General features: G+C 67.3%; 10 protein-coding genes, 1 pseudogene and 1 CRISPR repeat array (1 of these 12 running past the window's edge). Of the genes and pseudogenes, 4 read left to right on the top strand and 7 right to left on the bottom strand.

All coding sequences use genetic code 11. From position 1 onward, the window contains the following. Nucleotides 1-213 precede the first annotated feature (213 nt). Nucleotides 214-1,086 carry an SDR family NAD(P)-dependent oxidoreductase gene (locus tag J3R08_RS13160; RefSeq protein WP_166456573.1) on the top strand — a complete coding sequence of 291 codons (873 nt, stop codon included), beginning with the start codon at nucleotides 214-216 and terminating at the stop codon, nucleotides 1,084-1,086. A gap of 320 nt (nucleotides 1,087-1,406) precedes the next feature. On the opposite strand, the gene J3R08_RS13155 is transcribed toward J3R08_RS13160, so the two are convergent. The 4 genes and pseudogenes from J3R08_RS13155 to J3R08_RS13140 form a co-directional block, all read right to left on the bottom strand. Next, on the bottom strand, nucleotides 1,407-2,444 hold the full coding sequence (locus J3R08_RS13155) for a DUF808 domain-containing protein (RefSeq protein WP_209961349.1): 1,038 nt from the start codon (nucleotides 2,442-2,444) through the stop codon (nucleotides 1,407-1,409). Between the two features lie 206 nt (nucleotides 2,445-2,650). Continuing rightward, a pseudogene (locus tag J3R08_RS13150) lies at nucleotides 2,651-2,743 on the bottom strand (IS5/IS1182 family transposase); the annotation flags it as partial. A gap of 350 nt (nucleotides 2,744-3,093) precedes the next feature. Then, nucleotides 3,094-3,528, bottom strand: a complete 435-nt coding sequence (locus J3R08_RS13145; RefSeq protein WP_043324855.1) for a hypothetical protein — start codon at nucleotides 3,526-3,528, stop codon at nucleotides 3,094-3,096. Nucleotides 3,529-3,904: 376 nt separating this feature from the next. Beyond that, nucleotides 3,905-4,534: a hypothetical protein gene (locus tag J3R08_RS13140; protein ID WP_209961347.1), complete on the bottom strand. Its 630-nt coding sequence runs from the start codon at nucleotides 4,532-4,534 to the stop codon at nucleotides 3,905-3,907. Between the two features lie 648 nt (nucleotides 4,535-5,182). On the opposite strand from J3R08_RS13140, the gene J3R08_RS13135 reads away from it, so the two are divergent. Beyond that, the gene (locus J3R08_RS13135) at nucleotides 5,183-5,965 is read left to right on the top strand and encodes a transposase family protein (RefSeq protein WP_209960757.1); all 783 of its coding nucleotides are present in this window, start codon (nucleotides 5,183-5,185) and stop codon (nucleotides 5,963-5,965) included. A 522-nt stretch (nucleotides 5,966-6,487) separates the two neighbouring features. Next, on the top strand, nucleotides 6,488-7,327 hold the full coding sequence (locus tag J3R08_RS13130) for a hypothetical protein (protein ID WP_209961345.1): 840 nt from the start codon (nucleotides 6,488-6,490) through the stop codon (nucleotides 7,325-7,327). A gap of 346 nt (nucleotides 7,328-7,673) precedes the next feature. On the opposite strand, the gene J3R08_RS13125 is transcribed toward J3R08_RS13130, so the two are convergent. The 3 genes from J3R08_RS13125 to J3R08_RS13115 form a co-directional block, all read right to left on the bottom strand. After that, on the bottom strand, nucleotides 7,674-9,128 hold the full coding sequence (locus J3R08_RS13125) for a HEPN domain-containing protein (protein WP_209961343.1): 1,455 nt from the start codon (nucleotides 9,126-9,128) through the stop codon (nucleotides 7,674-7,676). Between the two features lie 19 nt (nucleotides 9,129-9,147). After that, on the bottom strand, nucleotides 9,148-10,380 hold the full coding sequence (locus tag J3R08_RS13120; RefSeq protein ID WP_209961340.1) for a helix-turn-helix domain-containing protein: 1,233 nt from the start codon (nucleotides 10,378-10,380) through the stop codon (nucleotides 9,148-9,150). 749 nt (nucleotides 10,381-11,129) lie between these two features. Continuing rightward, nucleotides 11,130-11,804, bottom strand: a complete 675-nt coding sequence (locus tag J3R08_RS13115) for an HNH endonuclease family protein (protein ID WP_209961338.1) — start codon at nucleotides 11,802-11,804, stop codon at nucleotides 11,130-11,132. Between the two features lie 273 nt (nucleotides 11,805-12,077). Here J3R08_RS13115 and J3R08_RS13110 point away from each other — a divergent pair, with 273 nt between their 5' ends. After that, entirely contained in the window at nucleotides 12,078-13,022 is a 945-nt protein-coding gene (locus tag J3R08_RS13110) for an endonuclease/exonuclease/phosphatase family protein (RefSeq protein ID WP_209961336.1), read from the top strand. Between the two features lie 270 nt (nucleotides 13,023-13,292). Further along, nucleotides 13,293-13,814: direct repeats of the CRISPR family, unit length 37 nt; unit sequence GTTGCGATCCTCGCCCGCCGCGGAGGGCGGGCGCAGC (it continues 5,174 nt past the right edge of the window).

Raw genomic sequence — 13,814 nt, 5'->3', positions numbered from 1 at the left:
TCTCACTGTGCCGACCCAGCCGACAAGGCCGAGGTCTACCGACAACTCGGTTTCCAGCCTGAAACGCAAACGGTGCGCGGTGCGCTCCCCGGCGTGCACAGCGTCGAAACCGAGATCGTCGCGCAGAGGATCAAGCGGGCGGGACCACTCGTCGCCTCCGGAGCCTGAGCGCGGCTTGCTTTCAAGCGCGCTCGAAGCTCTAGTGTCGGGGCCGTGACCACGACAGCCGAGACGAGAACATGGATCATCACGGGCGCGAGTTCCGGCCTCGGTCTGGGGCTCGCCGAGGCGGCACTCCAGGCTGGCGAGCATGTGATCGGGACCGCGCGAAGGGCCGACCGCTTCGACGGGCTCAAGGCGCGGTACGGGGATAGGCTCCTCGCCGTCGCGCACGATGTGCGCGACACGGCCGGAGCTGCCGGGGTCGTGCAGCGGGCGCTGGAGGTGTTCGGGCGCGTCGACGTGCTCGTCAACAATGCAGGCGCCGGACAGGTCGGCGCCGCCGAAGAGATCACGGACGCTGCTCTGCGGGCCATGCTCGAGCAGCACCTGTTCGGCCCGGCCGCCTACGTGCGTGCCGTGCTGCCCCACATGAGGGAACGTCGCTCTGGTGCGGTCGTGCAGATGAGCAGCCAGGGCGGGCGGATGTCGTTTCCCGCCGTCGGCAGCTACTCAGCCGGCAAGTTCGCGCTCGAGGGCTGGTCGGAGGCGCTGGCGGGCGAGGTCGCACCGTTCGGCATCCGCGTCCTCATCGTCGAGCCCAGTCGATTCCGCACCGCGTTCAACGCCGCGGACGTGCTCAACACAGCGCGGCAGAGCTCGATCTACGAGGGGGTCACGGGTGCCGTGCGCGCGAACATGGAGGGAGCCGACGGCATCCAGGAGGGCGACCCGGCACGAGCCGCCCGGGTGATCCGGAACATGCTCGACACACCCGACGCGCCGCTCCGGCTCCCGCTCGGCGCCGAGGCGGTTCGCAACCTCACCCGCGCCTACCGTGCAGCGCTCGACGACGTCGAGAAGTGGGCGTCGGTGAGCGAGTCGGCGGACTTCCCAGGTATGCCGCCCGCGGTTCGCCCGTTCTGATCGCCGTACGCTGATGGCCGAGACGGCATCCAGTTCGGCGTCGAGCGCTGACTCCGGAACGGCACATCCCGACTCCGGGAGTGCCTGCGATCTATTCGCCCAGCTCTCAACGCCCGGCTCCGCCGACGTTGGGCCGCTTCCAGCATCCGGTCGAACCGGATGCCGATTCGGTAGTTCACGATGGCGACGACGACACCAGTACCGCGCCAAAACGGCCCACTACCAGCGAAGACTCCGACCCCACCAGGTGCGGCTGGAGTACCAAGCGCGGTTCAGCACCAGAACGCCTGACCCCGCAGTCGAGTGGCGATGATTTGCGGTCAAACGCGCGGCGCTCGGTCCGCGGGATCGTCGCGACGCTGAGCTGCACGGCTCGGCTGGGCGGGGATGGTGCCGTCAGTACGAGTCGTGGCCGCCGCGGTCGCAGCCGCAGGCTTGGATTTGCGGAGGTGGAGCGTGAGAGTCATGACCAGCACGACCAGCGCTCCGACGATCAGCCCGAGGATCGCGCTGGCCACCGTGTTGACGAGCCAGCCGACGAGCCCGCCGAGCGCACCCGTGGCGTCGTGGGCGGCGACCTCCACGTGGTGCACGGCCTCGTACAGGAAGTGCAGGTTCAGCTCGTTCGTGCCTAGCAGCAGGATGTGCCCGCCCACCCACAGCATCGCCGCGGTGCCGACCACCGTCAGCACGGTGAGGACTACCGGCATCGCCCTCACCAGACCGCGGCCGAACGTGGCGACGGCGCCGGAACGTTGCGACAGGCGCAGCCCGGCGTCGTCCATCTTTACGATCAGGGCCACCACGCCGTACACCATGACGGTTATGACGACGGCGACGACCGCCAGGATCGCCAGGCGGGACCAGAACGCCTCATTGATCACCTCGTTGAGGCTGATGACCATGATCTCCGCCGAGAGGATCAGGTCGGTTCGTACCGCCCCGGACACCAGTGTCGTCTCGTCCTGCACCTTTTCCTCGCCCGCGCCGTGGGCATCGTGATGGGCGATCTTGGCCCACACCTTCTCCGCGCCTTCGTAACAGAGGTAGGCGCCGCCGAGCATGAGGATCGGAGTGAGCAGCCAGGGCACGAACTGACTGAGCAGCAGCATGGCCGGCAGGATGATGAAGAACTTGTTGCGCAGCGACCCCAGGGCAATGCGCTTGATAATCGGCAACTCGCGCTCGGCCGCCAGGCTCCGCACGTACTGCGGCGTGACGGCAGCATCGTCGACGACGACGCCCGCAGCCTTGGCGCCGGCCTTCGCGGCGCCCGCCCCGATGTCATCGATCGACGCGGCAGCGGCTCGGGCCAGCACCGCCACGTCATCCAGCAGGGCTACGAGTCCACCGGCCAAGGGAGGGTCCTTCCAGGGTTGCGCAGAGTTCGAACTGGCCCATTCTCGCTCAGGTCCTGTGCGCGGCAAGCCACCGCCCGGCCGTATATCGGGCGAGAGCTCGAGGTGAGCGTCTATCGCGCTCAGCCGACGACCCGCCACCACCGCGCCCGGGTCATCAACCTGGCGCCAGCTCAGGCCGAGCCCGTCCGCCGCGGTCGCCGTTAGCCAGGGTCGGCGTAGATGCGTTTCGGTCGCTGTCCGGGTCGGCCGCGGATGCCTTTGATCGGCGGGATCTCGTCGACCAGGGGCAGTAGACGGGCCGCCCTCGGCAGACAGCGACTGGAGCGACAATCCAGTTGCTGAGCAGCCTCGCGGCCTGGCGACACGAGGGGCGACGACAGGGCGTCACCAGATCCACGGCGCCACGGTCCCCCATCAACAGCGCACCCGTCAAAGTCCGGGGCGTCCACCCGGCCGCCGCAGTCGCGACGGTCGAGAACGGCCCACCCCCGTTCATCGTGACACGCTGCTCGCCGGCATGGGGGTTCGTGTCGGTGCGGCGACGGCATCTGGGCATACATGGTCGTCATCAGAGACGATCTGCAACTGGCGCCCAGGTAGCGAACGGCAGCCGGGCTGACGGATGCCGTTGGATTCGGTTCGTGTGTCAGGGGCTACGGCGCAGTGAGCGGAGCGCGGGAACCGCGTTGGTGGCGGCGAGCGCCCAGAGTACGAGCAGCGGCTGGAAGAGCAGGCGGACCGCCCGTGCCGCGTCGGTGTCCAGGCCGAATCCGTCACGCCCTTCGGTGAACTGAGCGATGTTGCCCGGGAAGACCGCGACGAAGAAGGCGGCTACGACCGCTCCGGTGAGGCCGCGTACGGGCTGTCTCCAAGCCGCGAGCAGGGCCAGCCCGAGACAGATCTCGACCACTCCGGAGGCGACGACGACGAGATCGGCGTCGAGCGGGAGCCAGGAGGGCACCTGCGCCAAGAACTCCTGGCGCGCGACTGTCAGGTGGGCGATGCCGGCACCGAGCAGCATCGCGCCCAACGCGACCTGGCCGACCGCGCCCGTCAACCGTCGGGCAAACGTGGAGGTCATGGCACCTCTCCAGTGGCGTGAACGAGGGACCGACGGCCGGCCCGCTGCGGGGGGTGTCCCTATGGGTTTCGTCAAGCGGGGACCTCGACCTGGCGAGCCGTCGGGCTGGGGACATCCGACCATTGGCCGGCTTGATCGAGAAGCGGTCCGAGCTATGGCCGGGCTCAGAGTTCGAGCTGCGGGGCGACGATCTCGGCCAGCAGGTCGGCGCGTGTCGCGGAGGGGTCGCGGCGCCCGGCGTTGGCCTTGCCGCCGGGCGGGCGACGCTGGCCGACCGGGCCAACCAGTACTGGTTCGTCGAGGAGCGGATGCGGACGGAACGCCGAACCCGAGTGACGTTGGCGACCAGGCCATCCTCCCACCCGAAGGCGGGTGCTCACCGGGGGACCCGATCGCGAAGCCGCGCGACCAAATAGTCGACCATCTGGGCCGCATCACCCTCGAATTCGACGCCGTCGTCGTCACCGAAGATGACAAACCGTCCGGGACGGCGGACGAACACCGCGACGAGAATGCCGTCGCTGTATTCGTCGACAGACAACGCGAAACGGTGGCCCAGGCGAGGAAAGAATCGATTGAGGACGCTGTCACGCGAGGCCAGGAGAACAAGGCCCCGGAAGATGTGATCCTCTTCTTCAACCGAGGCAAGTAGCGCAGCCCATTGGTACTCGGCAGCAGTCCCTCTCTCATAGGCGAGTTGAAGCCCGGAGAACTTGATGAACGGATGGTCGGCGGCGAGATCCTCTAGACCTGAACCTTCTACCCAGCGCCGTGCCGCGTCGGCGACGTGGGAGATGTCGGAGGTTTGCCCGTGCGCCTGCTGCCGCTCCTTCCAGTTGAATGACAGCAAGTATGAGCCATCGTTATCGATCACGTTTACGAATCGTTCCCCAACCGAAAGGACGGCTACTGCAGTGCTGGCCGAAGCAATGCCCACCGTAAATTTCAGCGCAAGGGAGTGATCCAACTCGCCGTTAAGCGCACCAACCAGATTCTTCTCAGACATTGGCGCATCCGTTCCCATTCCAGTACGCCTCGCATGGCCGAAGTGACATTCGAACCGTTCAGGTACCAAGTTATCCGGCCAGCAAGATTCGGATTTCGGAAGGATTTGAGCATAATCTGTCTCGTTTCCCAGTCCGTACCCGCGTTGCCCCTCCAGCCTCCCGGCCCGCTCCCACGCCTTGCCGCCGCCTCGAAGATCTCTCTGGGACCCCAACCCGCCTTCGCGTCGAGCCCACCTAGGTCGACGGCGATGTTCATCCCATCATTACCGAGTGCATTCTGAACTTCGTTCACCCATTGCGGATTACCGTTCTCCCCGATGTTGGCCTATGCCTTGCCATTGAAATGGACTCCATTCAACTTCTCGGCGAGCGGGACTCCCAGCTCCGCTCTACCGAGAACAACCGTGTCTCCCACCTGCGGGTGGTATCCGGTGATAATGCCGGTATCTGCGCATGCGCATGTCGCATCATGCCGAGGGCGAGAGCCACCGCAATTGTGCACCAGGACTGGATCATTGAGCTCTTTTCATCGTGATCAAGGGCGGTTGAGCAGGTAGGCGGGGGCGGCGTGTCGATTGTCCGGATAGGACGAAGCTCCCGGTAGGACAGCAGTCGACCAAGACGCACTGCCCAGCACGGGAGCTTCGTTGCTGACCTATCCTGCCAGCATCCCGCTGTCCACGCGCAGCCTGACCCGCCTGACCGAGCTGATCCGCGACCGCCGACGTGCGCTCGACGGCCGCTGGCGGAGGCTGCCTGCGCAGCAGCAGGCGCTGATGGCCCTGGCCCATCTGCGCAACGGCGACACCCTCACCCGCCTCGCGGCCGGCTTCGCCGTGTCGGTGGCCACCGTGTGGCGGTACCTACGCGAGGCCGTCGACCTGCTCGCCGCCTGCGCCGACGACCTCACCGCCGCCATGCGTCGGGCTGCCCGGTTGGCGTACGCGATCCTCGACGGCACGCTGATTCCCATCGACCGGGTCGCTGACCAGCGGCCCTACTACTCCGGTAAGCACAAGCGCCACGGGGCGAACGTGCAGGTCCTGGCCGACCCGGCCGGGCGGTTGGTCTGGGCGTCGGCCGCGCTGCCCGGCGCGGTCCACGACCTCACCGCCGCCCGCACCCACGGCCTGATCGACGCGCTGACCAGCGCAAACGTGCTGACCTTCGCGGACAAGGGCTATCAGGGAGCCGGCGGAAGCGTGCGCACGCCGTTCAAGCGCCACCGATACCGACCGAAGCTGTCCCGCCGCCAGCGGGCCGTCAACCGTGGTCATGCCCGGCTCCGCGCCCGCGGCGAACGAGCCATCGCCACGCTGAAGACCTGGAAGATCCTGACCAAGCTGCGTTGCTGTCCCCGCCGCGCTACGGCGATCGTGCAGGCCATCCTCGTCCTGCACCGCGCCGAGACCAACCGCTACACAGGATGAAAACGGCTCACTACATCGCCAAGCCGGTACAAGCCCCAGACGTGTCCGGCATCCTCGAACGGCTCGGCAGCCACCCGAGCACCCAAGGATCGTCGCCAGGAGAGAACGATGCACACCGATGACGAACTTGGTTGCCGTACCGCGTAAACGGGGGGTTTTCGGGGGGCGGTTCAAATCTCCATAGAAGAAAATCAAAGCCCTGACCAGTGTTTCCGCTGGTCAGGGCTTCTTCTTTGTCGGGACGGCCGGATTCGAACCGACGACCCCTTGACCCCCAGTGAACTAGCGGCCCTACCGACGCCTGCCGGACGATACCGTCTCGTGCCGGACACGCAGATCAACGGCCAGGTGGCGGTCCGAGGCAGGTCGGGCTCCACCGGGCCTTCCCGGGCCGTCCGTGAGACGGTTGTTAGATATCACGGGCGGTCCGGCTTGGGACGAGGCGCTGGAGATCATGACCGGCGCCTCTCCGCCGAACGATCCAGACGTAACTCATTTCTCACAGTCGGTATCCTGATCACCGTGAACACCGGAGATCAAGAGAAAGAGCGCAAGGCCCACGCTTCTCTCATCGCGTTCATCCTTCGCGCCCGGCGCACCGAGGAACACTCGCTCGCCCGCGATCGCACCGCCCTGGTCTCGCTGGCACAAATGCGGTTCAAGATCCAGGTCACACCCTCGACGGGTATGGCGACCTGGATCCAAGAGTTCCCGCCCGAGGAGCAGGTCGAATCGGCTGCAGCCCGGGTGCGCCCGCTGATCCTCAACGACGACCCGACCTACTATGGGAAGGCCCTCAAGGCCCTCGGCTACCTCCTTCACATAGCAGGCGCGCCGGAGCCGGTGATGCAGAACCTGCGGGGACTCAAGGCCGAATGGACATCGATCCAACCAAAGGGACGGGATGTTCGGGGCTACTACCTCCAGGTGTCCAAAGCGGGCTCCGGCGAGTTCGAACAGCTGACCGACAACGTCCTCGGGTTCGCATGGATCTACGGCGACGTCGTTCACGCTGACGCCGAACGACTAGCGGAGACGCGCACGTTCGGTGTGCGGGAGCGGTTCCGCGCGGCGGTGCCGCTGATTGCACAGATCATGGTGCTAACCATCGCCACCTTGAACTTCATTCGGTTCCTCCACGAGAACGGCATGGTCAGCGGTCTGGACACCGCCTTCGACACCGAGGTCATTGTGACCGAGACGAACTTCCGGGCGGAAGGACGAGTCTTCCTCGGCGAACCGGACTCCCCCGACCAACCGATGACGATCCCGATTGCCGGCCATGAGCTCGGTGAAAATTGGAAGCCGATCCACCAGGTCCTCGGTCCCCCCAGCCCTGCACCTGCGTCGCCGGAGTCTTGAGTCGCCCTGGCGCTGAGGGACTCCACCAGAGTCGGGGCGGTTCAGGGAAAGCACAAGACGTCCTGTTGGTCGACGAAGAGTGGTTAAGAACGAGGCTTCGCGACCTCGACGCCGACATGGTGATCGGCACACTGAGCGAACGCCACGCCCTGCCGGTGGACGATGACGAATACAGGCACATGGCCTGGTCCGATGTCTGGTACGTAGCGCTCGTTACCTCTGACACGGACAGCCGAGAAGTCGGCCCTCTCCTCAAAGTTCGACGCCAAGTCCGGGATCCGGACGGATCGGCACACGCCGACCAGATCCCTCCGGAGGAGCCGTTCGACCTAACATCGACCTAGCACTAGTACCGCCGGGGGCGACCGTTGAGGTAGCGCCAAGGTCCGGAGGGCAACGGCTTGACGACCTGTTGAATCGGGCCGGTGATCTGCTCCTCGCGAACCGCAGCCGACACAAGAGCGCTGTCGCAGACCGTGGACACGTCGAACAGCGGCCCGAGAATGATCAGATTTCGGAAGACCCGCCGCAGGTACGCACGTAGCTGACCGGGTAGCGCGGCGACGCCGTTGCCGGAAGGTAAGGCGCCGTGGGCAACCTGCGATCGGATGTTGTACGCCTGCTTGACGGTACGGAGGATTTCCAGCCGTTCCTCGTCGTCAAGCCCGATCAACACGGCCGTCCGCTGGGACACCTTGCGGGTGAAGTCACCCTCGCCCTTCTCCGATTTCGGGATCATGAGGTGTTCCAGCGCGGATACGTACCAGAAGATGACCTCGGCGCGCTCGCGTTCATGTAGGACGTCGCCGCTGGCGCCCAGCCGTGGGCCCAACGCCACAAACTGGTGGCCGCTTCGGCGGAGTCGTTGGCCAGCCGCCGTGGCGCGCGTCCGGTCCGGCTTTAGTTCGTGCTGCTCCGGCGTCTGCCAGCAGGCGAGCAGGGGCGACATGGCATTGGTGAAGGCCAGCACATCGGCCACGTCAGCCTCGTCGAGGTAGCACGGCCCCCACGCCGGTACCTCGAACTCCTCCACCCCGTCGTAGGTCTGCGGAACCAGGCCGAGGCCGGTACCGCGGACGCGTTCGACCAGGCGGCCGGGTTCAACCTCGTACTCCGCAGCGAGGATCACGCGGTCGGGCTGTGCCAGGTTGAGCAGGAGCAGCGGCTCCCAGGCCGCGATCACAAGCTCGGGTTCGAACAGACTCGTCATCACGTCCCGGGGAAAGACTGACGGGAAGCGGGCCGTCAGATGATCGGCGGTGCGAGACAGGACCCAACAATCCCCGGCCCGCAGTGCCTCATCCCATGGGTCCGCACCGAACGGCCGAGCGGACGGCAGCGGGGTAATCGCGTCGAGGTCCGCGGCGGAAAGCCGGCTCAGGCCCCAGCCGGCCACCTCGTGCTCGCCGCGTAACCGAAGGTCCGCATCAATGACCGCGAACTCCGTGATGGCAACGGCCGGCCCGGCGAGGTAACCGGCCAGGTCGGTAGCCAACCGGTCCGGGAGACTGGTCGGCGTGCGAAGCAGCTCGATCAGGCCCAGGGTGGAAACGGTGCGCTTGTTCAGGCGGCGCCCCCACCGCTCGCCGGTGTCCCCGTCGCCCTCCTGGTGTAGATAGCCGTGGACGCGGGCGGTGGCGGCGGCTGCCTGGTTGACCGCGTGCAACTCCGGCCACTTCAGCATCTGATCGACCGCGACCGTCTGGCTCGGGTCGGCCAGTTCGGCGCGCTCGCTGCGGGCACGGTCCAGCAGGGCCTCAATAGCGGAGATCAGTGTCGGCGGCGACGGGTCGGTGCTCATCGTTGAGATCGCGACCCTGTCACTGAAACGCCGACGGTTGACCGAACCCGACGGCGATCTCCTGGAGCCGCGCCGGGACCGTGCTGGCGCCGCGGCGCAGATAGAACTCGGGCCGCTTCGGGTTGTACGCGTACCAGCGGCCGCCGGCGCTCACCTCGACCAGCAGGACGGTCTTACCGTCCAGCGGCACCGGGCGCACCGTGACCGGAGGGTCGGGGTCGATGCTGTCGCGGATCATGCTGCGCAGGGTGCGCATTTGCTCGTCGACCTTTGTCGCGTCGACGCCAGCGATCTGCCCGTCGTCGGTCACCCCGATCAGCGCGGTCCCGCCTTCGCCGGAGGCGAACGCGGCCACCGTCTTGAGCATCTTCTTGCGGGACTCGCCGGTGGGCACCTCCTGCTTAAACTCGACGTACTCGGTCTCTCCGCCAGCGACCAGCACGCTCGCGTCGGCGCCCGGTAGGTCCCAGATCACCGATCTGTCGCCGTCGCCGCCACCTCCCGGCGCAGGGAAGTAGCGGAAGTCCAGCCAGTCGTCATCGGATCGCAGCATTAAGAGGGTGGCCGGAGCCAGGCCGCGCGGCAGCCGCAGCCGGACCCGCCCGGTCGCACCGACCGGGCGGACCTGCCATCCGTCCGGAGTGGTCAGCTCCACCTGTACTCCGGCAAGGTCAACGCCCTTAATGACCACCGTCAGTGTGTCGGAGCCGATGGTGACCCGGTGGATCCAACCGCGGCGGTCCAACCGGACGATGCGCCACAGCATGTGTGGAGGACGGGGACCGTTCTCGACGGCGGCCGCGTAGAAGAAGGTGTTGAACGCCGCCTCGGCATGCAGGAAGCTCGGTGCGTTGCCGACCAGCACCGCCCGCTGCCGCGTCGGTGCCTGCTTGGCTGGGCTTAGCTGCCATTCGGTGCGCGGCCACGGCAGCACCGTGTTGTTCCAGCGCACCTGACCGGCGAGCCGCTGAAAGCCGCCGCTCTGCTGCGCAGCAGGTGCGGACACTGTCAACCCGTCGACTTGCTGCGGCTTCTCACGCACCAGGTCGGCCACCAGGGACCCCGGTAGGCGGCGCTCGACGAAGGCGTCATCGCTGTAGAGCCAGGTGCGCTCGGGGCTAGCACCATCGGCGCCGATCAGCACCTCGCCATAGCTGATCTGCCAGCCGTCCTCACCGCGGCACAGGGCCAGCCGGACGTCAACGGTGGCACTCCGCTCGAGCATGCCGGTCAGCTCGTCGACCGACGTCATCCCGCTCTCCACGGCCGGTACCTCCCCCACGTCGCCCTCACCCTGACGTCGCTCCACCACGCTGTTCAACTTCCTTGGCGACCGTCCACGAGCGTACGTGGTGCTGGCCGAGGACCGCCGCTCAGTAATGGGCGTCGAGGAACCTGATAGTGGCGATGACGGCCACCCGACCGGCGAAAGACCAGAGCGTGCCCATCGCTTCGGGGGTGGCCTCGATACGCGAGGATTGTGGGATGTCTGAACCTGCCGCCCGCCTTGTGCCACACATCGTGGCGCTATTTGACCACGTCCGACATGTGGACCTATCGATCAAGGCGCACCCCCGCAGCAGTTACGGCCACATGGGTGCATTCTCGTCGATGCGATTCTGCAGGCTGGGATGCGATACGAGACGGTTAACGCCCGGGCACGTCGGTTTCGCTCGGACCAGCCAGGGGCGGATACAACAAGCGGTCTGTTGGCGCTCGGCTGCCCCGACCGCGTGTGAACCTGCGGTTGTCTGGTCCGACGGCAGCACCCTGTCGGCCCGTGACGGTGCCGCTGTCCCACCCGGGTGACCGCCCAGCCAGCGGCACCTGCGCCTCATCCGATTGCGCCTCGGCGCTGGAGGCCGGGTTCCGTGTGGCGACCCGCCCTCCAGCGCGTCGGCGCCGCTATCCGCGGGCGCGCGGGCGGGGCCGACGACGAGTGGCTCAGGCGTTGCCGCGCGTCGACGATTGTGCGGTCAGCTCCGGAGGTGGTGCGGAAGGTTAGGAGCTGCAGGTGTTCACCATGCTCTGCAGGGCGGACTTCTCCGACGACTGCAGGCTCAGCCCCCAGTTGTACTTCACGGTGATCCACATCTTGCTGTAAGTGCACCGGTACGACGACAACGGCGGCTGCCACGTCGACGGGTCCTGGTCACCCTTGGACTGGTTCACGTTGTCAGTCACCGCGATCAGCTGCGGGCGGCTGAGGTCGTTGGCGAAGCTCTGCCGCCGGCTGGTGGTCCAGCCGCTGGCGCCGGAGCGCCACGCCTCGGCGAGGGGCACGACGTGGTCGATGTCGACGTCGGAGGCGGCGGACCATGTTGCGCCGTCGTATGGGCTGTACCAGCGGCCCGAGGTCGCCGCGCAGCTGCTGTTGGTGACCACGGACGTGCCGTCGCGCTTGAGGACCGTCTCGCGGGTGTTGCAGGCCCCGCTGATGGTGATCCAGTGCGGGAAAAGATCCCGGGAGTACCCACTCGTCGACCCCTCGCTCTTGACCGTCAGAGCGTTGAGCTGCGACTGGGCGGTGGCCTTGGACGGAATGCCGGGAGGTGTCGCCGAAGCCGCCGAGGCGTCGACGGCGGCTAGGCCGGCGCTGGCGACCATCACGGCCGCTGCGCCGGTCAGGGCACGCCGTGCCACCGCAGATGTGGTGAGTCGTCGGGTGAGTCGCATGAGGGCCTCCTCGGGCATCCGTCGTGGACAGCGACCATCTCGCCCTATCATGTCGATCGACGGTCACCATTGTGAAGAGTGGGGAAGGCTCCCGCGAACACTGATCACAGCCAATTCCTGTCCGCACCATCGGCCCCGGGGGAACTCGCCGGTCCGCTGCCCCGCCGGCGATCGTGCCTGTCGAGATGGCGACGAACCGGCGATCAGCGACGATCCGACGTCCTAGAGTGCGACTCTCAGGCTCGCGCTAGACCTGCAATTCCGGGAGCGACGGTGGCCAACAACCTGATCGTCATGACATGGAACGTGGAGAACCTGTTCGCACCCGAGGACACGGACACGTCGGCGGCCGACACCTACACCGCGAAGCTCACCTACCTCGCCGGTCTGATCGCCGGCACCGGCGCCGACGTCGTCGCCCTTCAAGAGATCGGCAGCGTCCGGGCGGCGCAGGACCTGCGAGCTGCCCTCGGTGAGCCCTGGCAGGCCGTGGTGTCCTCCCACCCGGACAGCCGCGGCATCCGCGTCGCCGTCCTCGCCCGGCATCCTCTCACCGAGGAAGCGCAGATCGTCGCGCTGCCGTCCTCCGGATTGCCGGCGGTTCCCGACGTCGACGGCGACACCCTCACCCACCTGGGACGCGGAGCGCTTCAGGTGCACGTCGATTGCGGCGGCGCCGGGGTGCGGCTGCTGACCGCGCACCTGAAGAGCAAACTGCTCACCTATCCGGGCGGGCGACGCTACCCCCTCAACGAGGACGAACGCGCTCGCGGCGCCGGCTACGCCCTCCTGCGGCGCACCGCCGAAGCCGTCGCCCTTCGCGTACACCTCAACGAGGCCCTCGCCGCAGCCGCCGTGAACGGCCAACCAGACATGCCGACCATCCTCTGCGGCGACCTTAACGACGGTCCGGACGCCATCACCACCGTCCTGCTCGAAGGCCCAGCCGACGGAGACGTCAACCGCCCCGACAAAGGCGACGCCGTCCGGCTGTACAACCTCGGACGACGCCTCCCCCCAGCCCGCGCATACTCCCGCATCTACCAAGGCAACGGCGAGCTCATCGACCACATCCTGGCAACCCGCGACCTCCAATTCCGCCTGATCACCGTCGACTCCCTCGTTGATGACATCACCTCTATTGGCGCCTCCACCCGCAGCCGGGAGAAGGTCGTCGTGCCAGACCATGCCCCCGTCGTCGCCCGATTCCACGGGTAAAACGCGGGCGGCCGGGAAACGCGGCGACCGACGCTGCGCGTCGCGGTGTCGTCGAGCTCGGCGGCGGTGGCGACGCGATAAATGGCAACGTTAGTTGGGCGAGGGCTGTCCAGAAGACACGACTGACGCTCCGGTCTCTCGTCTACTGGGGCACGTAACCGGCCGTTAGCTGATGTTCGAGGTGCCCCGGCAGAATACGACCGGCCACACACGGTTTAGGAAGTGTGGAGACGAGCGGCCGCCTCGGCACGATCCCCTGACCAGCACACCGTTGCGATCCTCGCCCGCCGCGGAGGGCGGGCGCAGCGCGAACGGCCGGCTTCACGACATGCGCGGCAAGTTCGTGTTGCGATCCTCGCCCGCCGCGGAGGGCGGGCGCAGCACGGAGGGATCCAACTCGCGTCTCTACGGCTGGACCCGTTGCGATCCTCGCCCGCCGCGGAGGGCGGGCGCAGCGGAGCCGACCAGGGCGACGCCCAGCACCGCGACATAGTTGCGATCCTCGCCCGCCGCGGAGGGCGGGCGCAGCCTGCCGAGCGCGTCGGCGGTCTCGCTCAGCGACATGTCGTTGCGATCCTCGCCCGCCGCGGAGGGCGGGCGCAGCGCGCGGCCCCACCCGGCACGAAACGTGGCCGGTTGGGATCGTTGCGATCCTCGCCCGCCGCGGAAGGCGGGCGCAGCCCGCCGGCGCGCTCGCGCTCGCCGACGTGTACGCGGTGTTGCGATCCTCGCCCGCCGCGGAGGGCGGGCGCAGCGACCCGGCGTCGCAGGCCGTCCTAGACGAGGCCCGGG

Source organism: Micromonospora sp. HB375 (genome assembly GCF_017872985.1).
In the GTDB taxonomy this organism is placed as follows: Bacteria; Actinomycetota; Actinomycetes; order Mycobacteriales; family Micromonosporaceae; genus Micromonospora; species Micromonospora chalcea.
The sequence above is the reverse complement of the archived record's forward strand: the minus strand, read 5'-3'. Positions and strand labels throughout refer to the sequence as shown.